This is a genomic window from Pseudomonas sp. p50(2008) (assembly GCF_015351605.1).
Lineage (GTDB): Bacteria > Pseudomonadota > Gammaproteobacteria > Pseudomonadales > Pseudomonadaceae > Aquipseudomonas.
The window spans coordinates 351,085-373,920 of the sequence record NZ_JACMYF010000002.1; the positions used below are offsets into that span (position 1 = coordinate 351,085).

At 58.0% G+C, this 22,836-nt stretch carries 23 protein-coding genes and 1 pseudogene; 9 read left to right on the plus strand and 15 right to left on the minus strand.

Going from position 1 to position 22,836, the window contains the following annotated elements:
* Positions 1–2: 2 nt before the first annotated feature.
* A complete protein-coding gene (gene exbB, locus H7698_RS06630) occupies positions 3–995 on the minus strand; it encodes a tonB-system energizer ExbB (protein WP_194690917.1) in 993 nt (330 codons plus the stop codon).
* Between the two features lie 189 nt (positions 996–1,184).
* Here exbB and H7698_RS06635 point away from each other — a divergent pair, with 189 nt between their 5' ends.
* The gene (locus H7698_RS06635; RefSeq protein ID WP_194690918.1) at positions 1,185–2,042 is read left to right on the plus strand and encodes an SDR family oxidoreductase; all 858 of its coding nucleotides are present in this window, start codon (positions 1,185–1,187) and stop codon (positions 2,040–2,042) included.
* 76 nt (positions 2,043–2,118) lie between these two features.
* Here H7698_RS06635 and H7698_RS06640 read toward each other — a convergent pair whose 3' ends face one another.
* The 6 genes from H7698_RS06640 to H7698_RS06665 form a co-directional block, all read right to left on the minus strand.
* Complete coding sequence (locus H7698_RS06640; RefSeq protein WP_194690919.1) at positions 2,119–2,859, minus strand: hypothetical protein; 741 nt, start codon at positions 2,857–2,859, stop codon at positions 2,119–2,121.
* Between the two features lie 55 nt (positions 2,860–2,914).
* Positions 2,915–3,295: a RidA family protein gene (locus H7698_RS06645; RefSeq protein WP_025130815.1), complete on the minus strand. Its 381-nt coding sequence runs from the start codon at positions 3,293–3,295 to the stop codon at positions 2,915–2,917.
* A 24-nt stretch (positions 3,296–3,319) separates the two neighbouring features.
* Complete coding sequence (spoT, locus tag H7698_RS06650; protein WP_162436651.1) at positions 3,320–5,425, minus strand: bifunctional GTP diphosphokinase/guanosine-3',5'-bis pyrophosphate 3'-pyrophosphohydrolase; 2,106 nt, start codon at positions 5,423–5,425, stop codon at positions 3,320–3,322.
* A gap of 57 nt (positions 5,426–5,482) precedes the next feature.
* Positions 5,483–5,746 carry a DNA-directed RNA polymerase subunit omega gene (gene rpoZ / locus H7698_RS06655; RefSeq protein ID WP_007894670.1) on the minus strand — a complete coding sequence of 88 codons (264 nt, stop codon included), beginning with the start codon at positions 5,744–5,746 and terminating at the stop codon, positions 5,483–5,485.
* 167 nt (positions 5,747–5,913) lie between these two features.
* The gene (gene gmk / locus H7698_RS06660; protein WP_194690920.1) at positions 5,914–6,534 is read right to left on the minus strand and encodes a guanylate kinase; all 621 of its coding nucleotides are present in this window, start codon (positions 6,532–6,534) and stop codon (positions 5,914–5,916) included.
* A gap of 12 nt (positions 6,535–6,546) precedes the next feature.
* On the minus strand, positions 6,547–7,410 hold the full coding sequence (locus H7698_RS06665) for a YicC/YloC family endoribonuclease (protein ID WP_194690921.1): 864 nt from the start codon (positions 7,408–7,410) through the stop codon (positions 6,547–6,549).
* A gap of 260 nt (positions 7,411–7,670) precedes the next feature.
* Here H7698_RS06665 and rph point away from each other — a divergent pair, with 260 nt between their 5' ends.
* The 3 genes from rph (at position 7,671) to gltS (ending at position 10,435) form a co-directional block, all read left to right on the plus strand.
* Complete coding sequence (gene rph / locus H7698_RS06670) at positions 7,671–8,393, plus strand: ribonuclease PH (RefSeq protein ID WP_194690922.1); 723 nt, start codon at positions 7,671–7,673, stop codon at positions 8,391–8,393.
* A 28-nt stretch (positions 8,394–8,421) separates the two neighbouring features.
* Positions 8,422–8,790, plus strand: coding sequence for a DUF4870 domain-containing protein (locus H7698_RS06675; protein WP_162436655.1), 369 nt, complete (start codon positions 8,422–8,424; stop codon positions 8,788–8,790).
* Positions 8,791–9,229: 439 nt separating this feature from the next.
* Complete coding sequence (gene gltS, locus H7698_RS06680; protein WP_194690923.1) at positions 9,230–10,435, plus strand: sodium/glutamate symporter; 1,206 nt, start codon at positions 9,230–9,232, stop codon at positions 10,433–10,435.
* Positions 10,436–10,599: 164 nt separating this feature from the next.
* Here gltS and H7698_RS06685 read toward each other — a convergent pair whose 3' ends face one another.
* Positions 10,600–11,379, minus strand: coding sequence for an exodeoxyribonuclease III (locus H7698_RS06685; protein WP_007934608.1), 780 nt, complete (start codon positions 11,377–11,379; stop codon positions 10,600–10,602).
* An 82-nt stretch (positions 11,380–11,461) separates the two neighbouring features.
* Here H7698_RS06685 and pyrE point away from each other — a divergent pair, with 82 nt between their 5' ends.
* On the plus strand, positions 11,462–12,106 hold the full coding sequence (gene pyrE, locus H7698_RS06690) for an orotate phosphoribosyltransferase (protein WP_054048446.1): 645 nt from the start codon (positions 11,462–11,464) through the stop codon (positions 12,104–12,106).
* Between the two features lie 202 nt (positions 12,107–12,308).
* On the opposite strand, the gene argB is transcribed toward pyrE, so the two are convergent.
* The 4 genes and pseudogenes from argB to coaBC all read right to left on the minus strand — a co-directional run bounded on the left by argB (position 12,309) and on the right by coaBC (position 16,658).
* Positions 12,309–13,214 carry an acetylglutamate kinase gene (gene argB / locus H7698_RS06695; RefSeq protein WP_010465204.1) on the minus strand — a complete coding sequence of 302 codons (906 nt, stop codon included), beginning with the start codon at positions 13,212–13,214 and terminating at the stop codon, positions 12,309–12,311.
* 38 nt (positions 13,215–13,252) lie between these two features.
* Positions 13,253–14,620: pseudogene (locus H7698_RS06700) on the minus strand (phosphomannomutase/phosphoglucomutase); the annotation flags it as partial.
* A 368-nt stretch (positions 14,621–14,988) separates the two neighbouring features.
* Entirely contained in the window at positions 14,989–15,444 is a 456-nt protein-coding gene (gene dut, locus H7698_RS06705; protein WP_194690925.1) for a dUTP diphosphatase, read from the minus strand.
* Between the two features lie 5 nt (positions 15,445–15,449).
* On the minus strand, positions 15,450–16,658 hold the full coding sequence (gene coaBC / locus H7698_RS06710) for a bifunctional phosphopantothenoylcysteine decarboxylase/phosphopantothenate--cysteine ligase CoaBC (protein WP_162436659.1): 1,209 nt from the start codon (positions 16,656–16,658) through the stop codon (positions 15,450–15,452).
* A 134-nt stretch (positions 16,659–16,792) separates the two neighbouring features.
* On the opposite strand from coaBC, the gene radC reads away from it, so the two are divergent.
* Positions 16,793–17,467: a RadC family protein gene (gene radC / locus H7698_RS06715; RefSeq protein ID WP_194690926.1), complete on the plus strand. Its 675-nt coding sequence runs from the start codon at positions 16,793–16,795 to the stop codon at positions 17,465–17,467.
* A 66-nt stretch (positions 17,468–17,533) separates the two neighbouring features.
* On the opposite strand, the gene H7698_RS06720 is transcribed toward radC, so the two are convergent.
* Complete coding sequence (locus tag H7698_RS06720) at positions 17,534–19,120, minus strand: ABC transporter substrate-binding protein (protein WP_194690927.1); 1,587 nt, start codon at positions 19,118–19,120, stop codon at positions 17,534–17,536.
* Between the two features lie 446 nt (positions 19,121–19,566).
* On the opposite strand from H7698_RS06720, the gene rpmB reads away from it, so the two are divergent.
* Positions 19,567–19,800: a 50S ribosomal protein L28 gene (rpmB, locus tag H7698_RS06725; protein ID WP_007894701.1), complete on the plus strand. Its 234-nt coding sequence runs from the start codon at positions 19,567–19,569 to the stop codon at positions 19,798–19,800.
* A gap of 11 nt (positions 19,801–19,811) precedes the next feature.
* Positions 19,812–19,967, plus strand: a complete 156-nt coding sequence (gene rpmG, locus H7698_RS06730; protein ID WP_007894709.1) for a 50S ribosomal protein L33 — start codon at positions 19,812–19,814, stop codon at positions 19,965–19,967.
* Between the two features lie 82 nt (positions 19,968–20,049).
* Here the strand turns inward: rpmG and H7698_RS06735 are convergent, their stop codons facing one another.
* Both H7698_RS06735 and H7698_RS06740 read right to left on the minus strand, forming a co-directional pair.
* The gene (locus H7698_RS06735; protein WP_194690928.1) at positions 20,050–20,328 is read right to left on the minus strand and encodes a peptidase inhibitor; all 279 of its coding nucleotides are present in this window, start codon (positions 20,326–20,328) and stop codon (positions 20,050–20,052) included.
* 193 nt (positions 20,329–20,521) lie between these two features.
* Positions 20,522–20,884 carry a cupin domain-containing protein gene (locus H7698_RS06740; RefSeq protein WP_194690929.1) on the minus strand — a complete coding sequence of 121 codons (363 nt, stop codon included), beginning with the start codon at positions 20,882–20,884 and terminating at the stop codon, positions 20,522–20,524.
* Positions 20,885–21,112: 228 nt separating this feature from the next.
* On the opposite strand from H7698_RS06740, the gene H7698_RS06745 reads away from it, so the two are divergent.
* On the plus strand, positions 21,113–22,606 hold the full coding sequence (locus H7698_RS06745) for an aldehyde dehydrogenase (RefSeq protein WP_162436664.1): 1,494 nt from the start codon (positions 21,113–21,115) through the stop codon (positions 22,604–22,606).
* Positions 22,607–22,836 lie beyond the last annotated feature (230 nt).

Here is a 22,836-nt window from a genome sequence, read left to right on the forward strand (position 1 = left end):
GATTACCCTACTTTGACCACGTGGGGTTGCGCGGAGCGCTCGGTGGTCGGCAGGTGATCGAGGTCACGGCTAACCAGCAGCAGGACTTCGGCCGAGGCATCGGATACTTGCGCCTTGTAACCGGCGATGGAGCGGGCAAAGACGTTGTAGATCACAACGGCCGGAATCGCCGCCACCAGGCCCAGGGCAGTTGCCAGCAGCGCTTCGGCGATGCCGGGTGCCACGACTGCCAGGTTGGTGGTCTGGGTTTTAGCGATGCCGATAAAGCTGTTCATGATGCCCCACACGGTACCGAACAGGCCCACGAACGGCGCGGTGGAACCGATCGTTGCGAGAACGCCGGTGCCGCTGCTCATGTTGCGACCGCAGGCTGCAACCAGGCGCTCAAGGCGGAAGGCGACGCGTTCCTTGATGCCTTCTTTTTCGCGGCTGTTGACCGAAAGGCGCATTTCTTCCAGGGCGTCGTGCACCAGCACGTTGGCGAGTGTGCCTGGCTTGGTTGCCGTTGCGCTGGCTTCTTTAAGGGTTCTGGCTTTTTTCAGGTGGACGATTTCAGTGCGCAGACGACGCTTGGCGCCCATCAGCTCAAAGCCCTTGGCGATCCAGATCGTCCAGGTGATGATCGACGCGATGGCCAAACCGATCATCACGATTTTTACGATGATGTCGGCGTTCTGGTACATGCCCCAAGGCGACAGGTCATGGGCCATGCCCAGGGTGTTGTCGGCTTCGAGTGCTTCCGGCACGTCTTCGGCGTTGGTGTCGACTGCCTGGGCCGGGTCCGTTGCAACCGGCGTCACTGCAGGCGCCGCATTATCAGCTGGTGCTGGTGCTGGTGCTGGTGCTGGAGCTTCAGCAGCGGCCGGTGTGGCAGGTGCCTGTGCGTCGGCGAATGCGGAGGTCGGCGTCAGCATCAAGCTGAGCAGCAAGGCAGCCACAGCGCTCCAGGCGCGAGGTCGTTTGGTTGGCGAAGCGGGGGATTGATTGCGTGTCATGCTGGCCGGACCTGAGAGAAAAAGAAGGTAAATGTTCTTCCAGGCCTCGCAAGGCCGAGAACAAAAGTGGCGGGCATTATTGCAAGTAATTCTTGTTAACAAAAGTAATAGAGTATCTTTTTTTCCTTCATTGCTAGCCGCTCGTCCTTTGTCGACGCTAGTCTGTGCCTTTGCGAGAGGAGTTTTCTGATGTCCGCACCTTCTGTTTTGATTGCCGGTTGCGGCGATGTCGGCAGCCGTTTGGCCAAGCAACTATTGGCAAAAGGATGGCAGGTTCATGGCCTGCGTCGGGACGTTTCACGTTTGCCTGACGGTGTGATCGGTGTTGCCGGCGACTTGTTCAATGAAGACTGCCCTGAGACATGGCCGGTGGGTGCGGTGGATTACCTGGTGTATTGCGCGGCGGCCACCGATCACGATGAAGCCGGTTACCGCGCTGCTTATGTGCAGGGTTTGCAGCATGTGCTGGAGTGGCTGAGCGACTATGGGCAGGTGCCTGATCGGCTGCTGTTTGTTTCCAGCAGCAGTGTGTATGGACAGCAGGACGGTGAGTGGGTCGACGAGACTTCGCCGACCCTTGCAACAGGCTATTCGGGTCGACTGATGCTGGAGGCAGAGCAAGTAGCGCTGCAGAGCGGTATCCCGGCCAGCATCGTGCGCCTGACCGGCATTTACGGTCCGGGTCGTGAATGGCTGCTAACTCAGGTTCGTCGCGGTTATCGTGTGGCAGTCGATCCGCCGTTGTACGGCAATCGTATTCATGCGGATGACGCTGCAGGGCTGCTGGCGTACTTGCTGGACGCGGATAGCCGTGGTGTGGCGCTGGATGATGTTTACATCGGTGTGGACGACGCGCCTGCACCGCTGGCGGAAGTGGTGGGCTGGTTGCGTGAGTATCTGGGTGTGACTGAGTGGAGTGAGGAGGAGAGCGTGCGTCGCACTGGCAGTAAGCAGTGCAGTAATGCGCGGGCTAAAGCCTTGGGGTGGGAGCCGAAGTACCCAAGTTATCGCGAAGGTTACGCCGCCATTCTTGAAGGCCGCTGCTGAAATCCAGTAACACACGGACACTGTGGGAGCGGGCAAGCCCGCTCCCACAAAGATATCTGTCGGACTCAAATCCGGATTACTGTTTTTCCAGCAACCATTTACGATCGCCCGGCGTGAACTGCGGCATTTCGTCTGCCTGCGCGGTATTGGCGGCCTGGAAAATTTCCAGCTCCTTGCCCTTGCGCGCAAAAATCCAGGTATTGCCCTGGCCGTTCAGTTGCAGCCACATATTGTCGTTGCCGCCACTCATCGAGGCGCAATCGCCGGCCAGACACAGGGCATAGCGATCCGCTCCGGGCAGTCCGGCAACCTGGCCATCGGCCTGGAACTGTACGGTATTGCCTTCACCGGGGCCGCTGAGCACTTTCCAGCTACCGCCCATATAGGCCGAATACAGTGCGCGTTCGAAGCTGGCGCCCATCGGTGCGCCTTCCGGCACAGGGATCACTGCGCGGTCGAAAACCTGCTCGGGCTCATTGTCGCTGGCGGCCTGGGTCATTTGCTTGCCGTCACGCTTGAGCTCGCTGGCAGAACTGCCATAAAAGTCGACTTTCCAGGCGCCGGACTCTTCGCCCAGCAGCTTGCCTTCGACGTTTTCGAAACCGTTGGTGTAGCGGGCCTGCAGGGCCTTGGTATTGACGTCCCATTCCAGGTTCGGGCCATAGGCCTGGAGTGCTTCACGCAGGGGAGTGCCTTTGGAGGCAGCGTCGATCGCCACCTGATTGATCCAGGTGCCGCTGACGTCACGGTCGGCAGGGTTGCTGGCACATCCGCCCAAGAGTAGGGCGACCAGCGAAAGAGCTAGCGCGTGGCGCATTGTGAAATCCTTTCAGAACGAAGACGGCGCAGCCCTTGGGGCTGCGCCGGACGCATTACTCGATGACCAGAATGGCATCCATTTCAACCTGCGAACCCTTTGGCAGGGCGGCCACGCCGATGGCGGCGCGAGCAGGGTAAGGCTGTTCAAAGTACTTGCCCATGATCTCGTTGACCTTGGCGAAGTGGCTCAGATCGGTGAGGAAGATGTTCAGTTTGACGATGTCCTTGAAGGAGCCGCCGGCTGCTTCAGCCACGGACTTCAGGTTCTCGAATACCTGAACGGTCTGGGCTTCGAAGCCTTCAACCAGTTCCATGGTTTTTGGGTCCAGAGGGATTTGACCGGACATGTAGACGGTGTTGCCAGCCTTGATCGCCTGGGAGTAAGTGCCGATGGCGGCCGGGGCCTTGTCGCTGGTGATAACAGTCTTGGTCATGAATGACTCCTTGTAATGGGTGGGCTATGCACGCATGCGGGTGATGCGAATCACCCCGGTTAACGCGCGCAGTTTCTTGATCACACGGGCCAGATGCACGCGGTCGTGCACGCTGACCACCAGTTGGACCACGCTGATACGACCGTCGCGTTCGTCCATGCTGATTTTTTCAATATTGCCATCGGCCGCGTTGACGCTGCTGGCGAGCAGAGCGATCAGGCCGCGCTGGTGTTCCAGCTCGACGCGCAACTCGACGTTGAATTCGCCGGTGACATCCTTGGCCCAGGAGAGCTGGATGCATTTTTCCGGGTTGTGGCGGATTTCGCTGATATTGCGGCAGTTGTCCAGGTGCACAACCATGCCCTTGCCCGCGGACAGGTGACCGACAATCGGGTCGCCCGGGATCGGTGTGCAACACTTGGCGTAGCTGAGCACCAGTCCTTCGGTGCCGCGAATGGCCAGTGGGCCTTCCGCACTCGGCAACTGTTCGCCTTCGCCGAGCAAGCGTCGCGCGACCACGTAGGCCATCCGGTTGCCCAGGCCGATGTCTTCCAGAAGGTCTTCGATCAGTTCGAGGCGGTATTCGGCAAGCATTGCTTTGACGCGCTCGTCTGGAATTTTTTCCAGCGAGCTGTCGAAGCCGTTAAGGACCTTGTTCAGCAGGCGTTCGCCCAGGCTGATGGATTCTGAGCGACGTTGCAGTTTCAGCGCGTGACGAATGTGGGTACGCGCCTTGCCGGTGACCACGAAGTTGAGCCATGCCGGATTCGGTCGTGCGCCGGGAGCACTGACGATCTCGACCGTGGAGCCGCTTTGCAGCGGTTCGGACAGCGGTGCGAGGCGACGGTTGATCCGACAGGCAATGCAGCTGTTGCCGACGTCGGTGTGCACCGCGTACGCGAAGTCGACCGCCGTGGAGCCTTTTGGCAGCTCCATGATCCGGCCTTTTGGCGTGAAGACGTAGACCTCGTCCGGGAACAGGTCGATCTTGACGCTTTCGATGAATTCCAGCGAGTTGCCAGCCCGTTGCTGCATCTCCAGCACGCCTTTGACCCACTGGCGGGCGCGAGCGTGAGTGCCTTTGGGTTGCTCGTCGCCACTGGATTTGTACAGCCAGTGAGCCGCGATGCCGTTGTTGGCCATCTCTTCCATTTCACGGGTACGGATCTGAATCTCGATCGGAACACCGTGCATGCCGAACAGCGTGGTGTGCAGCGACTGATAGCCGTTGGCCTTGGGGATCGCGATGTAATCCTTGAATCGCCCTGGCAACGGTTTGTACAAATTATGCACAGCGCCTAGCACGCGGTAGCAGGTATCGACCTTGTCGACGATGATCCGGAACGCATAGACGTCCATGATCTCGTTGAAGGCCCGACGCTTGCCGCGCATTTTCTTGTAGATGCCGTAGAGGTGTTTCTGGCGACCGCTGACTTCGCCCTGAATCTCGTCGATGGCCAGGCAGTGGCTCAAGGACTCTTCGATCTTGTTGACGATTTCCTTGCGGTTGCCCCGGGCGCGCTTGACGGCCTGGTAGATCCGCGCGGAACGCATCGGGTGCATCGCTTTGAAACCCAGGTCTTCGAATTCTATGCGGATGGCGTGCATGCCCAGCCGGTTGGCGATGGGCGCATAGATTTCGAGGGTTTCTTTCGCAATCCGGCGGCGTTTTTCGCCGGACAGGACTTCCAGGGTGCGCATGTTGTGCAGGCGGTCGGCGAGTTTCACCAGGATCACGCGAATATCGCGCGCCATGGCCATCGCCATCTTCTGGAAGTTTTCAGCCTGGGCTTCGGCCTTGGTCTCGAAGTTCATCTGGGTCAGTTTGCTGACCCCATCGACCAGTTCGGCCACGGTTTCGCCGAATTGCGCTTGAAGCGCTTCCTTGGCAATACCGGTGTCTTCGATCACGTCATGCAGCATGGCCGCCATCAGGCTCTGATGGTCCATATGCATGTCGGCAAGAATATTTGCAACCGCGAGTGGGTGCGTGACATACGCCTCGCCACTGCGGCGGCGCTGGCCGTCGTGGGCTTGTTCGGCGTAGAAATACGCTCGGCGGACCAGGTTCACCTGGTCCTTGCCGAGGTAGGTCGATAAGCGATCGGCGAGGGCGTCTATGCTCGGCATGATGACTCCTGCCGTTCGCTGTGACCCCGCGCCGTGCTACGTCGACCAGGCATAGGCTTAGACGGCCTCGTTGGACTCGTCCTCGAACGCTGCGAACAGCGGTTCGTCTTCGACGATTTCAGCGTTGGCGATGAACTCGTAGCTCATCAGGCCTTCAGCGATTTCACGCAGGGCTACAACGGTAGGCTTGTCGTTTTCCCACTGGACCAGTGGCTCTTTGCCGCCGGTGGCCAGTTGACGGGCACGCTTGGTGGACAGCATGACCAGCTCAAAGCGGTTTTCCACGTGGTTCAGGCAGTCTTCAACGGTTACGCGGGCCATGGTATTCCTCGGAGCGAATGCAATATGCGCGCTGCCCGGTTGGGCGAGCGGACTCAACAGTTTAAAAAATCACCAGCGTTTAGGGAAGCGCTGATTTTTTGATCAGGCTCTTCAACGCGCTGCAAGTGCCAATGTAAAGCCCTTGCAGCTGTTTTGGGAAGAGCTGTTCAACCCAGTAATTCAGCCAGCAATTTGCCGTTAAGTTGCTGCTGGCGTTTCTGCTGGAGCTGATTTGCGCGGAAAATCGCCTGCAAATCGGCCAGCGCATGGGCGAAATTGTCGTTGATGATCAGGTAGTCGTAGTCGACATAGTGGCTCATCTCGCTGACGGCTTCACGCATGCGGCCATCAATGATCTCGTCGCTGTCCTGGCCGCGATGGGTCAGGCGCTGGTGCAAGGCCTGCAAAGACGGCGGCAAAATGAAGATCGAGCGGGCCTGGGGCATCAGTTTGCGCACCTGTTCGGCGCCCTGCCAGTCGATTTCCAGAATCAGGTCGTGGCCCTCATCGAGGGTCTGCTGCAGATGACTTTGCGAGGTGCCGTAGAGATTACCGAACACTTCGGCGCGCTCAAGGAAATCCCCGTGCTCGATCATCTTCACGAACTCGCTGCGTTCGACGAAGTGATAATTCACGCCGTTCGATTCGCCGGGGCGCATGGCGCGAGTCGTGTGTGAGACGGAGACGCGGATCTCCGGATCAGCGTCGGTCAGGGCTTTGACCAGGCTGCTCTTGCCCGCGCCAGAAGGCGCAGAAATGATATACAGGGTGCCGGTGCTGTGGGTCATGTCGGGTTTGCCTTACTCAATATTCTGCACTTGTTCGCGCATCTGCTCGATCAACACTTTGAGGTTGACCGCTGCTTGGGTGCTGCGTGGATCGAAAGCTTTGGAGCCTAATGTGTTGGCTTCGCGGTTGAGCTCCTGCATCAGGAAATCCAGACGCCGACCAGCAGCACCGCCGGATTTGAGCACCCGGCGAACTTCAATGATGTGCGTGCTCAGGCGATCCAGTTCTTCGGCAACGTCGCTTTTTTGGGCGAGCATGACCATTTCCTGCTCCAGACGCTGAGGGTCCATCTCGGCCTTCATATCGGCAAAGCGGTCGAGGACTTTCTGGCGCTGGGTCGCGAGCATCTGCGGAACCAGTTCACGCAGGGTGACCACGTCTGTTTCGATAGAGGTCAGGCGATCGTTGATCAATCGGGCCAGCTCTGCACCTTCGCGCTCGCGGCCGGCTTTGAGTTCTTTCAGGCCCTCGTTGAACAGCGCCAGCGCTTCGGCATTCAAGGCTTGCGGGTCGGACGCGTCGCCCACCAGTACACCGGGCCAGGCCAGAACTTCAAGCGGGTTCAGTGCCGCCGGGTTTTTGATCAGGCTGGCGATGGTCTCCGCGGCGGCGACCAATTGAGCGGCACGTGCGCGGTCGACTTGCAGGGCTTTGTCAGTGTTTTCTTCGGTGAAGCGCAGGGTGCATTCGAGCTTGCCCCGGGACAAGCCCTGGCGCAGCGCTTCGCGGACCGCGCCTTCTAGATCTCGAAAGGATTCCGGCAGGCGCAGGTGAGGCTCGAGGTAGCGGCTGTTGACCGAGCGCAGTTCCCAGCTCAGGGTGCCCTGGGTGCCGGCTTTTTCGACGCGGGCGAAGGCGGTCATGCTGTGCACCATGGAGGTACCTCGCAATGCAGATCCAGGCGTTACCCAAAATCCGCTATCTATAAATTTAAGCCCAGAGGCAGCAAAGGCGCAGGATTGTAGCTCAGTGGGGCGGATGCGCCCAAACACACGGCGTGACAAAGAGCTGCAGGCCGTCGGTAAAGCGGGTTTTAGCGGTCTCAGTCGTCGGGCGGATTTTTTAGAAGTGCCCAGTCCGGGCGTGCGGCTCTATAATGCTCGGCAGATTTCCGTCCTCCGTACAGGTATTCCCTATGAAACGTCCAAGTGGTCGCGCTGCCGATCAGCTCCGCTCGATCCGCATTACCCGCAACTACACCAAACATGCCGAGGGATCTGTACTGGTCGAGTTCGGTGATACCAAAGTCATCTGCACCGTCAGTGTCGAAAACGGCGTGCCGCGTTTCCTCAAAGGTCAGGGCCAGGGTTGGTTGACTGCCGAATACGGCATGCTGCCGCGCGCGACCGGTGAGCGTAACCAGCGTGAAGCGAGCCGTGGCAAACAAGGCGGGCGTACGCTGGAAATCCAGCGCCTGATCGGTCGTTCCCTGCGCGCTTCGCTGGACATGTCCAAGCTGGGCGACGTTACCCTCTACGTCGACTGCGACGTGATTCAGGCTGACGGTGGAACCCGCACCGCGTCCATCACCGGTGCGATGGTCGCGCTGGTCGATGCCTTGAAAGTGATCAAAAAGCGCGGCGGCCTCAAAGGCGGCGACCCGCTCAAGCAAATGATCGCTGCTGTCTCGGTCGGCATGTATCAGGGCGAACCTGTACTCGACCTCGATTACCCGGAAGACTCGGCTGCCGAAACCGACCTGAACGTGGTGATGACAAGCACTGGCGGATTCATTGAAGTTCAGGGTACTGCCGAAGGCTCGCCGTTCCAGCCTGAAGAGCTGAACGCCATGCTTGAGTTGGCGAAGAAGGGCATGACCGAAATCTTCGAATTGCAAAAGGCTGCACTGGCCGACTGATCGCAATCGCTCCAGCAAGGAGAACGCCATGAGTGACGAGCAACAGCTACTTCCCATCCCGAGCAAAGAGGTTCGACAGTGGGCGATGTTTTGTCATCTCTCGGCCTTGCTGGGGATCTGGATTCCGTTCGGTACGCTGATCGGCCCGCTGATTCTCTGGCAGATGAAACGCGAGATGGACCCGTTCGTCGATGCGCAGGGCAAGGAAGCGCTGAACTTTCAGATCACTGTCGCCATTGCTTCTGCCATTTGCTTCCTGCTTATGGTGGTGATCATCGGGTTCTTCATGTTGGGTCTGGTGGCGATTGGGGCGTTGGTGTTGACGATCATTGCGGGCGTCAAGGCTAATGAAGGAGTTCCTTATCGTTATCCCTTTACGTGGCGATTGATTAAGTAAGATTTCGTGTACTGGTGAGGCACGGTTCACCAGCCTTTCAAACAAATGCCCCGAATTTCACGGGGCATTTGTTTTTTTGAAATTGAATAAAATTCCGCAGTCAACTACAGCACCCGTTACTGGCGGTATTCGGTTATTGCAGATGTTTTCGGATTAGTCTTACAAGGCATTACCGTTAATTCCTCATATTAGAGCTGTTTTCGTTGTTCTTACACTTTTAGTCACAACTACGGCCCGCAGGTAGCCCCATAGGCTTGGCAATGAGACTGGGCGATTGATAAAGTTGCTCGACGTAATATTTATCAGCGGTATTACGCCTTGTTCACACCATTGACGGTCCCTGAATCTAAAATCAACCCGTGTTGATACGTCTCAACCAGTTCAACAGGCGTGCCCAGGTAAAAAGTTCGCCTCTGAATGTGCATGTAAGAATTTCTCAATGATTGAACTCGATTTTTACGGAACACTTGTGGCCGCCTCTTTAGTACTTTTACTGGGGAGAGGACTTGTTACTCGTGTCGGATTTTTACGCGCCTACAATATTCCTGAGCCTGTAGCCGGCGGGCTGGTGGTCGCTTTGGTTCTCTTGATTCTACGAGCCATCGAAGTTGAGGTCCGTTTCGATACATCGCTGCAGGCACCCTTGATGTTGGCGTTTTTTGCCACCATTGGCTTGAGCGCGGACTTCGCCAGCCTGAAGAAAGGCGGTCGTGTAGTAGGGATTTTCGTACTGGCAGTTACGGGACTCTTGGTGGTTCAGAACGCCATGGGTATCGGGCTCGCCACCCTGTTAGGGCTCGATCCATTGATGGGACTGTTGACCGGCTCAGTGACGTTGGCGGGTGGGCACGGTACCGGCGCTGCATGGAGTTCGACTTTCAGCGAGAAGTACGGCTTGGCTTCCGCCTCTGAACTGGCCATGGCTTCTGCAACGTTCGGTTTGGTGCTGGGTGGTTTGATTGGTGGTCCGGTTGCTCGCCTGCTCATCAAGCGTGTTCAAACCCCGGGTCTCGAACACGGAAAGCCTCAGTGTCCCAAAGGCTTTGAGCAGCCTAACAAGGAGCGCTCGATCACGCCTTTCTCGTTCATCGAGACGCTTGCTCTGATCGCCGTCAGCTTGCTGGCGGGTAATCTCTTGAATGGCCTGTTGCACGGAACTGCGTTTGAACTGCCGACCTTCGTTTGCGTTTTGTTTGTGGGAGTTCTGCTACGAAATGGCCTTTCAGCACTGGGTCTGTATCAGGTGTTTGAGCGTGAAGTGTCTGTGCTGGGGAATGTCAGCTTGTCGCTATTCCTCGCTATCGCTCTGATGTCACTCAAGCTGTGGGATCTGGCCGCACTGGCTTTGCCGATCTTTCTGATCCTGGCTGTGCAGACTTTAGTCATGGCGCTGTTTGCGATTTTCGTGACGTTCAGGGTTATGGGCAGGAACTACGACGCGGCCGTGCTGGCAGCGGGGCATTGTGGTTTTGGTCTGGGCGCGACGCCAACGGCCATTGCTAACATGCAGGCAGTGACACAGCGCTATGGACCTTCGCAAATTGCGTTTCTGGTGGTGCCAATGGTGGGGGCGTTCTTCATCGACATCATCAATGTGGTCGTGATCAAGTTGTACCTGGCGTTGCCGTTTTTCGCCGCGGGTTGACGCTCATGTCACGTGACCTTGTTGTGAAAGGGTCGAGCGCTCCAGCGCAAAAAAGCGTAAAAAAATGCCCGTATCATGCGATACGGGCATTTTTTCGTCCGGCAAACAGGCTGCTGAGTGTTCATGCAATCTGAGTAACGCCAGCTCTTGCGTTCGAATCGACGCTAGATGGTCAGCGTCCAGTCGTAGTCGACGATCAGCGGTGCGTGTTGCGAGAACCGTGGCTGACGTGGCAAGCGTGCACTGCGTACGAAGCGGCGCAGACCTGGCGTCAGCAACTGGTAGTCGAAACGCCAGCCGAGGTTAAGCATTTCAGCCTGTTCGTTGTCCGGCCACCAGCTGTACTGATCGCCCTCACGACTGACTTCGCGCAAGGCATCAACATAGCCCATGTTGCCGACAATCTCGTCCATCCAGGCACGTTCAGGTGCCAGGAAGCCCGGAGATTGCTGGCTGTCGCGCCAGTTCTTGATATCCAGCTTCTGTTGCGCCACGTACAGCGAGCCACAGTAAATGTACTCGCGACGTTTGCGTCGCTGTTTATCCAGATAACGGGCGAAATCGTCCATTAGCTTGAACTTCTGGTTCAAGTCTTCATCGCCGTTCTGCCCCGAAGGAAGCAGCAAGGTCGCGATGCTGACCTTATCGAAATCGGCTTGCAGGTAGCGCCCGTAGCGGTCGGCCGTCTCGAAGCCGAGACCGCTGATGACAGCCTTCGGTTGCAACCGCGAATACAAAGCCACGCCACCCTGGGCGGGAACTTCGGCTTCGCAGGCATAAAGGAAGTAGCCATCCAGTTGGAAGGCTGGATCGTCCAGTTCAAAGGCGGAGGCGCGGGTGTCCTGCAGGCAGATGACGTCGGCATTCTGTGCTTGCAGCCAACTGAGCAAACCTCGCTCCACTGCAGCCTGAATACCATTGACGTTCACACTGATGATCCGCATAAATGGCCCCAAAAATCGCGTGCGTGTATGATACACGGCGTCAACCTAATTAGCTAAATCCGTGGTATTTGGGGTTTTTTTCATGCAAGCGTATCAGCGCGATTTCATTCGTTTTGCCATCGATCGCGGCGTTTTGCGCTTCGGTGAGTTCACCCTGAAGTCCGGACGCACCAGTCCCTACTTCTTCAATGCCGGCTTGTTCAACTCGGGTTCGGCGCTGGCGCAACTGGGTCGTTTCTATGCGGCAGCCATCGTCGAGAGCGGTATTTCCTTCGACGTGCTGTTCGGCCCGGCCTACAAAGGCATTCCGTTGGCAGCGACTACAGCGGTAGCCCTGGCTGAGCACCATGAGCGTGATTTGCCATGGTGCTTCAATCGCAAAGAGGCCAAGGCCCACGGCGAAGGCGGCAGCCTGGTCGGCGCGCCATTGACTGGCGATGTGTTGATCATCGACGACGTGATCACCGCCGGCACCGCGATTCGTGAAGTGATGCAGATTATCGCTTCTCAGGACGGCGCCAAGGCGGCAGGCGTGCTGATCGCCCTGAACCGACAAGAGCGCGGCAACGGCGAGCTGTCGGCGATCCAGGAAGTGGAGCGTGATTTCGGTATCCCGGTCATCAGCATCGTTTCCCTGAACCAGGTACTCGAGTTCCTGGCAGACGATCCGCAGCTCAAGCAACACCTGCCGGCGGTTGAAGCCTACCGCGCCCAGTTCGGCGTATAGCACCGATCTCCCTGTGTGGAGGGCTTGTGTGGCGAGGGAGCTTGCTCCCGCTTGAGTGCGTAGCGCTCACAGCTCTTGGGACTGCTGCGCTGCCCAGCGGGAGCAAGCTCCCTCGCCACAAATAGATGGGCTCCCCGCAGGAATCGCAGACAAAAAAGACCCCGCTCAGCCAGGCTGAGCGGGGTCTTTTTACATCCAGTGCTTAGTGGCGCTTGCGGTTGCTGATCAGTGTACCCACACCGGTATCGGTGAAGATTTCCAGCAAAATCGCATTCGGCACGCGCCCGTCAATGATCAACGAGCTGCCCACGCCGCCCTGTACCGCTTCCAGCGCGCAACGGATCTTCGGCAGCATTCCGCCGTAGATGGTGCCGTCGGCGATCAGTTCGTCGACCTGCTGAGTGGTCAGGCCCGTCAAGACGGTGCCCGACTTGTCCATCAGGCCGGCGATGTTCGTCAGCAGCATCAGCTTTTCAGCCTTCAATGCTTCGGCAACTTTGCCGGCGACCAGGTCGGCATTGATGTTGTACGACTCACCATTGGCGCCGACGCCAATCGGCGCGATCACCGGAATGAAATCGCCTTTTACCAGCAGGTTCAGCAGGTCGGTGTTGATCCCGACCACTTCGCCGACCTGGCCGATGTCGATGATTTCCGGTTGGGTCATCTCCGGCGTCTGGCGCGTGACGGTGAGCTTTTTCGCGCGAATCAACTCGGCGTCTTTACCGGTCAGGCCGATGGCGCTGCCGCCATGACGGTTGATCAGGTTAACAATGTCCTTGTTCACTTGGCCACCCAGGACCATTTCCACCACGTCCATGGTCTGTGCGTCAGTGACACGCATGCCATCAATGAAGTGGCTCTCGATCGACAGTCGCTTGAGCAGGTCGCCGATTTGCGGGCCGCCGCCGTGCACCACCACCGGGTTGATACCCACGGCTTTCATCAGGACGATGTCGCGGGCGAAGCCGGTTTTCAGCTCCTCGCTTTCCATCGCGTTGCCGCCGTATTTGATCACCAGCGTCTTGCCGACATAGCGGCGAATGTAAGGCAGCGCTTCGGACAGGACCTTGGCGGTGTTGGCGGCGGCTTCGCGTTCGAGGGTCATTCAGGGCTCCGGCACTTCAATAAAGGCGCTTCGTTAAATCAAAACGGTAGTTGGAGATCAGGTGCAACACGCTTCAACTGGACTTTGAATACATCCTTGATGCGCTGCAACTCAGCCTCGTCATCGGCCTCGAAACGCAGTACCAGCACCGGTGTGGTGTTGGACGCGCGAACCAGGCCCCAGCCTTTGGCGTAATCGACTCGCACGCCGTCAATGGTGGTCAGGTCAGCGCCTTCGCCCCACTTGGCATCGTGCAGAGCATCAATGATGCTGAATTTGCTCTCTTCGGTCACATGGATATTGATTTCCGGCGTAGAAATATCATTCGGGAAGGTCGCAAACAGCTCTTCCGCGGTGGATTTTTCTTTGCTGAGGATCTCCAGCAACCGCGCGGCGCTGTAAATGCCGTCGTCGAAACCGAACCAGCGCTCCTTGAAGAAGATATGGCCGCTCATTTCGCCGGCCAGCAGGGCGCCGGTTTGTTTCATTTTCTTTTTGATCAACGAGTGACCGGTCTTCCACATTAGCGGGCGACCGCCATATTCCTTGATCAGTGGCGTCAGGCGACGGGTGCACTTAACGTCGAAGATGATTTCTGCATCCGGGTTGCGCGCCACGACGTCGCGGGCGAAGAGCATCAGCAAGCGGTCCGGGTAGACGATGCTGCCGGTGTTGGTCACGACGCCCACGCGGTCACCGTCACCGTCGAACGCCAGGCCCAAGTCAGCGTTGGTTTCCTTGACCTTGGCGATCAGGTCGACAAGGTTTTCGGGTTTGCCCGGGTCCGGGTGATGGTTCGGGAAGTTGCCGTCGACTTCGCAGAACAGCGGAATGACTTCGCAGTTCAGCGCTTCGATCAGTTGTGGGGCAATCACGCCGGCAGCGCCGTTGCCACAGTCAACGACGACTTTGAGGCGGCGAGCCAGTTTGACGTCCTGAACGATTTCAGTGTTGTAGCGGTCGAGAATCTCGACCTTGGTGATGCTGCCCTTGCCGCTGCTCAAGTTGTTGGTCTTGAGGCGTTCGTGCAGGGCCTGAATTTGTTCGTTGGCCAAGGTGTCGCCAGCGATAACGATCTTGAAACCGTTGTAGTTTGCAGGATTATGGCTGCCGGTCAGCATCACGCCGGATTTACCGGCCAGGACGTTGGCGGCGTAGTAAAGCGCAGGCGTTGGCACCAGGCCGACGTCGCTGACGTGGCAACCGCTGTCGGCCAGGCCTTTGATCAGTTGCTCGACCAGCTCGGGGCCTGACAGGCGACCGTCACGGCCGACGGAAACATTCGGTTCATCCTGTGCCAGGCTCTGGGAGCCAATGGCGCGACCGAGCCAATAAGCGGTCTCAGCATTCAAGAATTCCGGGACGGTGCCGCGAATGTCATAGGCGCGGAAAATGCTGTCGGGGAACTTGGGTGGGACTTGGGCTGGGTTGCTCATTACTGGAAATGCTCCATCTTGAAAGTGATTGGGCTTGCCGGCGAAGAACTCGCCGGCAGTCTCAAACTGAAGGGTATGACGGCGTTTTCCACAGAGAGTTCGTGGTGCGAAAAGGCCATGACGCCGGTTTTGCTGAGCATTTGGCCGTCCATTGCCTTGATTTCCAGTGTTAAAACTGTCGCCGATCCTGATGCAATCTTTGTGGCAAGCCAGCTCTACTGTAGGAGCTGCCGCAGGCTGCGATCCTTTGATCCTGTTCTTGATCTTGAGAAAACTAGATCAAGAGATCGCAGCCTCGTTTCACTCGACAGCTCCTACAGGAATGTGGCGTTTATCGATCAATGGCTGCCTGAATGCCCAAAACCACCCGCGCCGCGCTCGGTTTCGACAAATTCTTGGACCATCTCGAAATGCGCCTGCACGACTGGTACCAGAACCAGTTGAGCCAGACGTTCGCCGACAACCATATTGAAGTCGGTCTGGCCGCGGTTCCAGCAGGACACCATCAGCGGGCCCTGGTAGTCGGAGTCGATCAGGCCAACCAGGTTGCCCAGCACGATGCCGTGTTTATGACCCAGGCCCGAACGCGGCAGAATCAATGCGGCGAGGCCAGGATCGCCGATGTACACCGACAGTCCGGTGGGGATCAGCAACGTTTCACCTGGTTTGATGACGGTGTCTTTTTCCAGCATGGCGCGCAGGTCCAGGCCGGCGGAACCTGGGGTGGCGTACTGTGGCAGCGGGAATTCGCTGCCGATGCGTGGGTCGAGGATCTTGGCTTGCAAAGCGTGCATGTAAATTAAACCTGGTTCAGACGTTCGGCGATAAAAGTGATCAGCTGGCGGGCAATTTTGCTCTTGCTGGTCTGGGCGAAAAGTGTGGCGTGGAGTTCACGGTCGATCACGCTGCAGGCGTTTTCTTCGCTGTTGAAACCAATACTCGGGTTGGCGACGTCGTTGGCGACGATCAAATCGAGATTCTTGTCTTTCAGCTTGCGTGCGGCGTAATCGAGCAGGTGTTCGGTTTCGGCGGCGAAACCGACACTGAACGGACGGTCGGGACGGGTAGCGATGGTGGCCAGGATGTCCGGGTTACGCACCATTTGTAGCAACAAGCCGTCGCCGCTCGTAGGATCTTTCTTGAGTTTCTGTGGCGCGACGACTTCCGGGCGGTAGTCGGCAACTGCGGCGGAGGCAATAAACAGATCGCACGGGATTGCGGCTTCGCAGGCGGAGAGCATATCGCGGGCGCTGACCACGTCGATTCGCGTCACGCGATCCGGCGTTGGCAGGTGGACCGGGCCCGTAATCAGGGTCACTCGGGCACCCGCTTCAACCGCTGCTTCGGCCAGGGCAAAGCCCATTTTCCCCGAACTATGGTTGGTGATGTAGCGAACCGGATCAATGTTTTCCTGGGTTGGGCCGGCCGTAATAAGCACGTGCTTGCCGGTCAACGCCTGACGCTGGAAGCAGTCCGCCGCGCACTGGGCGAGGTCGTTGGCTTCGAGCATGCGACCCATGCCGACATCGCCGCAAGCCTGACTGCCGGAGGCAGGGCCGAAGACTTTCAGGTCGCGACTTTCGAGGGTCTGCAGGTTGGATTGGGTTGCCGGGTCGCGCCACATGGCTTGATTCATGGCGGGCGCCACAGCAACAACCGCGTCAGTGGCCAGCACCAACGTGGTCAGCAGGTCGTCGGCAATCCCCTGTGCCAAGCGGGCGATCAGGTCTGCGGTAGCGGGGGCGATCAACACCAGATCGGCCCATTTCGCCAGCTCGATGTGGCCCATTGCGGCTTCGGCTGCCGGGTCCAGCAGGTCCAGATGCACCGGGTGTCCGGACAATGCCTGCATGGTCAGCGGCGTGATGAATTCGCTGCCACCCCGGGTCATGACCACGCGCACTTCGGCGCCCTGGTCGATCAGTCGGCGAACCAGCTCAGCGCTCTTGTAGGCCGCGATGCCGCCGCCGACGCCCAGAACAATGCGTTTCCGATACAGCCGCTGCATAGGTCTGCCTTTCAATTCGTTGGTGACTGCATGGCGAAACCCCCTCCCCAGGGTGAATTCGCCTGCAAAAAAGATGGGCTAAGATATCACAGCGACCGCTATGGAGCAGCGGCGCCCACAGACAGGGAGGTGCTATGAGTATTCGCGATTGGCCGGCGGCCGAGCGACCGCGGGAAAAGCTTCTTGAACAGGGCTCGGCGAGCCTTTCAGACGCAGAGTTGCTGGCAATTTTTCTACGAACCGGTGTCTCCGGCAGGAGTGCAGTGGACGTTGCGCGTCACTTGCTGAGCAAGTTTGGCAGCCTGCGTGCGTTGCTGGAGGCGGATCAGTCGACGTTCAGCAGGGAGTTGGGGCTCGGTCCCGCCAAGTTCGCACAGCTGCAAGCGGTTCAGGAAATGGGTCGACGGCACATGGCCGAGCGTTTGCGCAACAAGTCGGTGCTGGAAAATCCTCAAGCTGTTCGTGAGTACCTCAAAGCCTTGCTGCGCCATGAGCTGCATGAGGTATTCGGTTGTCTGTTTCTGGACTCCAGGCATCAGGTGCTGACCTTTGAAGCGCTGTTTCACGGCTCCATCGACAACACCAGCGTGCATCCCCGGCAGGTGGTCAAGCGTGCGTTGGCCAACAATGCCGCAGCACTGATCCTCTGCCACAACCACCCATCGGGTAACTCCACTCCCAGCCAGGCCGACCGAAAATTGACCAAACGTCTGCAAGAGGCGTTGCTGCTGGTGGATGTGCGAGTTCTTGACCACTTCATCGTCGGTGACGGCGACCCGCTGTCCATGGCCGAGTACGGCTGGATGTGACTGTGGCGAAAATGAGATTCCTGTAGGAGGGAGCGCGCTCGCTCCCACAGGTCGTCTCGAAGTGGATTACTTCAGATTGACCTTCGAGTAGTCCTGGCGACCAAACGGGCTGACAGCGTATCCCTCGACTTGCTTGCGCATCAGGGCGAATGCAGTGGGGTGCGCCAGCGGCAGCCATAGCGCTTGTTGCTGGATCTGCGCCTGAGCCTGCTCGTAGAGCTTGGTGCGCACGCCTTGCTCCCCGGTGGTCTTGCCGGCGCTGATCAGCTTGTCCAGATCCTGGTTGCAGTAGCGCGCAAAGTTGGTGCCCGACTTGACCGCGGCGCAGGAAAACTGCGGGGTGAGGAAGTTATCGGGGTCACCGTTGTCGCCGGCCCAGCCCATGAACAGCAGGTCATGTTCGCCCGCTTTGGCGCGGCGGATCACTTCACCCCATTCGATCACGCGGATCTCGGCCTGAATGCCGATTTGAGCCAGGTCGGATTGCAGCATTTGCGCGCCGAGACTTGGGTTCGGGTTAAGCAAGCTGCCGGAAGGGCGGGTCCAGATCGTGGTCTGGAAACCGTCCTTGAGACCTGCCTTGGCCATCAGGGCGCGGGCTTTTTCAACGTCGTGAGCGTAGCCGGGCAAGCCTTTGGCGTAGCTCCAGGTGTTGGGCGGGTAAGGCCCGCTGGCAGGCTCGGCAGTGTCTTCGAACACCGCTTTGATGTAGTTGGCCTTATCGAAGGCCAGGTTGATTGCCTGGCGTACTTCCGGCTTGTCCAGCGGGGGATGCTGGCTGTTGATAGCGACGAACGCGGTCATGAACGCGTCAGTCTTTTCGACTTTCAGTGTCGGCTCTTTCAGCGCTGCCTGTACGTCCAGAGGCTTGGGCGACAGGGCGATCTGGCATTCGTTGCGACGCAATTTCTGCAGGCGCACGTTGGCATCCGGGGTAATGGCGAAGATCAGCGGGTCGACCGCAGGCTTGCCGCCGAAGTAGTCCGGATTGGCCTTGTAGCGAATTGACGCATCTTTCTGAAAGCGCGTGAAAATGAACGGCCCCGTGCCGACTGGCTGACTGTTGAGCTTTTCCGGGGTGCCGGCCTTCATCAGTTTGTCAGCGTATTCAGCGGGATAGATCGAAGCGAAGCCCATGCTCAAGGTCGGCAGGAAGGTCGAGTCAGGGTGATCAAGCGTGAAGCGCACCGTCAGTGGGTCCAGCGCATCGATCTTCTTGATCAGCGCAGGCAGCTGCATCGACTGAGCATGCGGGAAGCCGCTCTGGGCAACTTTGTGCCAAGGGTTGGCCGGGTCGAGCATGCGGTCGAAGCTGAACTTCACGTCCTCTGCGGTCAGGTCGCGGGTAGGGGTGAAGTAGTCCGTTCGATGGAATTTCACATTGGGGTGCAATTTGAAGACGTAGGTCAGACCGTCGGGTGTGACTTCCCAGCTGTCCGCCAGGCTGGCGACCACTTTGCCGCTGGCTGTATCGAAGTCCACCAGCCGGTTCATCAGCACATCAGCGGAAGCGTTGGTGGTGGTCAGCGAGTTGTACTGCACCACGTCAAACCCTTCAGGGCTGGCCTCGGTGCAGACGCTCAGGGCTGCGGCCATTGCCTGCGGGCTGAGCAGAAGCGGGGCGAGTAACAGGGGTAGGGCAGCGAGGCGCATGGTCGGATTCCTTTACAGATCGAAGGCCCATCTGCAAGTGCAGTCTGGAAAAGGCTTACCCTAGATGGCTCTTTTGCAAATGACTATCCCCTTTTTCATTTTGGGGGGACTATGTGCGACTGATTTCCGTGTGCACAGATCGAGAAAATGTGGAATTGGCCCATTGGCCGATTCTCTGCGACGAGCGGTCGATATCGGTCACAGCCTTTATCCAAAGCGCTCACCGCCCGAAAAATGGGGTTTTTATCAACTCAACGCACACAGAATGTTGTTGCTCTGTGGTCTTTCTGGTATAAAGCAGCGCTCTTTTCTAGGGGCCCGGTTCCTTCACCTGGAGGTGTAGCCGGTAAGACCTCTAAAGAAACGCGGCGCCTGGCGCCAAATGACTGAGAGATTAAGCGGCCAACCCATGCCGGGTTGGGCATGTGGTTTTAGAGGGCTGAGGCATGTCGAGAGTATGTCAAGTTACCGGTAAGGGTCCGGTGACTGGGAATAACATTTCCCACGCAAATAACAAAACCCGTCGTCGTTTCCTGCCGAACCTGCAGCATCACCGCTTCTGGGTTGAAGAAGAGAAACGTTTCGTGCGTCTGCGCGTATCTGCCAAAGGCATGCGTATCATCGACAAGCGTGGCATCACTGTCGTGCTGGCCGAAATCCGCAAAGCTGGCAAGATCTAAGGGAGCTAATCATGCGTGAATTGATTCGTTTGATTTCGAGCGCCGGTACTGGTCATTTCTACACTACCGACAAGAACAAGCGCACTACTCCGGACAAAATCGAGATCAAGAAATTTGATCCGGTTGTTCGCAAGCACGTGATCTACAAAGAAGGCAAAATCAAGTAATTGATTTTTCTCTCTTACGAAAAAGGCCCGTATCGCGAGATACGGGCCTTTTTTGTTGCCAGTTTTCCGGTGTTACGCCGAATCAGCCGCAGTACATCCGGATGACCACGCCGTTGATATCGGTGAAAATTCGCAAGCGTGTGGGCTCGAATTCCGGAGTATTACGATTGACCACGACACTGGCCGCGCGCGAATCCACGCGGGCCTTCTCCTTGTTTTGCTGAGTGAGGTACTGGCCGATCAGGTCTTCTTGCGCCCACCGTGTATTGCATTGCTGCGGTGAAGCATCGGCCTGAGCCGACGTCAGGGTGGCTGCAAAAGTGAATCCAGCCAGCAGGCTCGCAGTGAAAAATGTGCTCATGTTAATTCGCTTCCCTGTGAATAATGAGGTTCTGGCTACTGGTGCCAGTAGCTGAAACAGCATCCGGTATGGTCCGTAACCGAGTGCAGTAACTATGTATGCCACTCGACGCAGGCCGGTCCGGATTCACGCGACAGGTTCACGAAAAAAGCCCGTCGCGACGGACGGGCTTTTTGGGAAAGCGGGGCTGGTGTCAGGCTTTTGGTTCAAACGCCACATAGATCTTGCGGCACGGCTCCAGCACTTCCCAAGTGCCGCGGAATCCGGCCGGAATGACAAAGCGATCACCCGCCCGCACCGTTTTGCTGTTGCCGTCGTTGTCGCGCAACACTGAAACACCCTGAACAATTTCGCAGTACTCATGCTCGGTGAAATTCACATGCCACTGGCCAACCGCGCCTTCCCAAACACCCGCATTCAGCTGGCCACAGGGACTGTTGTAGTGGTTGTACACCGCTTGCTCAGGATCGCCCTTGAGGATTTTTGCCGGGTCTGGCCGGTAACGATCGGGCTGAGTGTTGGCTTGGCTGAAATCGACGATGTCCTGGATGCTCATTGTTGTAATCCCCAGTGATTGCGTTGGAAAGCGCAAAGTCTATGTTTATTAAAATGAACATCGCAAGGCCGTTTGCCGGCCTTATGTCAAATATATTGAAACTTCACCTGTCGCTGGTTTAGGGTGGCGGTTGCCTTTGGCCGAACACGCTGGCTGGCCGGGCAGAATTCCTGTGAGCGTCTGCGAAGAACGCTGGGCGCTCGTATTCAACAAGAGGAGGACACTCGTATGACCACCCTGACTCGTGCCGATTGGGAACAACGTGCTCGCGATCTGAAGATCGAAGGCCGCGCCTACATCAATGGCGAATACACCGATGCTGTCTCCGCCGAAACCTTCGAGTGCATCAGCCCGGTCGATGGTCGTCTGCTGGGCAAGATCGCCAGCTGTGACGCCGCCGATGCCCAGCGCGCTGTTGAAAACGCCCGCGCCACGTTCAATTCCGGCGTCTGGTCGCGCCTGGCGCCGACCAAACGCAAAGCCACGATGATTCGTTTCGCCGGCCTGTTGAAACAGCACGCCGAAGAGTTGGCGCTGCTTGAAACGCTGGACATGGGCAAGCCCATCAGTGATTCCCTGTACATCGACGTTCCAGGCGCGGCGCAAGCCCTGAGCTGGAGCGGTGAAGCCATCGACAAAATCTACGACGAAGTTGCCGCTACCCCCCATGATCAGTTGGGTCTGGTTACGCGCGAGCCGGTCGGTGTTGTGGGCGCGATCGTGCCGTGGAACTTCCCGTTGATGATGGCCTGCTGGAAACTCGGCCCGGCCCTGTCCACCGGTAACTCGGTGATCCTCAAGCCGTCCGAAAAATCCCCTCTGACTGCCATTCGCATCGCTGCGCTGGCCGTGGAAGCCGGTATTCCAAAAGGCGTGCTGAACGTCCTGCCAGGCTACGGTCACACCGTCGGCAAGGCCTTGGCCCTGCATAACGATGTCGACACGCTGGTGTTCACCGGCTCGACCAAGATTGCCAAGCAACTGTTGATCTACTCCGGCGAGTCGAACATGAAGCGCGTCTGGCTGGAAGCCGGCGGCAAGAGCCCGAACATCGTGTTCGCCGATGCCCCGGACCTGCAAGCGGCCGCCGAATCGGCTGCCGGCGCCATCGCCTTCAACCAGGGTGAGGTCTGCACCGCCGGTTCCCGTCTGTTGGTCGAGCGTTCGATCAAGGACAAATTCCTGCCGCTGGTGATCGAGGCACTGAAAACCTGGAAGCCGGGCAATCCTCTGGACCCAGCGACCAACGTTGGCGCGCTGGTGGATACCCAGCAGATGAACACCGTGCTGTCGTACATCGAATCCGGTCATGCCGACGGCGCCAAACTGGTCGCCGGTGGCAAGCGCATTCTTCAGGAAACCGGTGGCACCTACGTTGAACCCACGATTTTCGATGGCGTCAGCAATGCGATGAAGATCGCCCAGGAAGAGATTTTCGGCCCGGTACTGTCGGTGATCACCTTCGACAGCGCTGAAGAAGCGGTCCAGATTGCCAACGACACGCCGTACGGTTTGGCCGCTGCCGTGTGGACTGCCGACATCTCCAAGGCGCACCTGACCGCCAAGGCGCTGCGCGCCGGTAGCGTCTGGGTCAACCAATACGATGGCGGCGACATGACCGCGCCGTTCGGTGGCTTCAAGCAGTCGGGCAACGGTCGCGACAAATCGCTGCACGCCTTCGACAAATACACCGAACTGAAGGCGACCTGGATCAAGTTGTAAGCCAGTTGGGGAGTCTGCACTAAAGCAGACTCCCCTCAGGACGCGAATCCCCTGTGGGAGCGAGCCTTTGTGGTGAGGGGATTTAGCCCCGTTCGGCTGCGAAGCAGTCGCAAAACCAGTGCACGCGGTGTAATTGACACTGCGTTGTTAAAGGTTTTGGGGTCGCTGCGCGACCCAGCGGGGGATAAATCCCCTTGCCACAAAGGCTCGCTCCCACAGTGTTTTGTGGT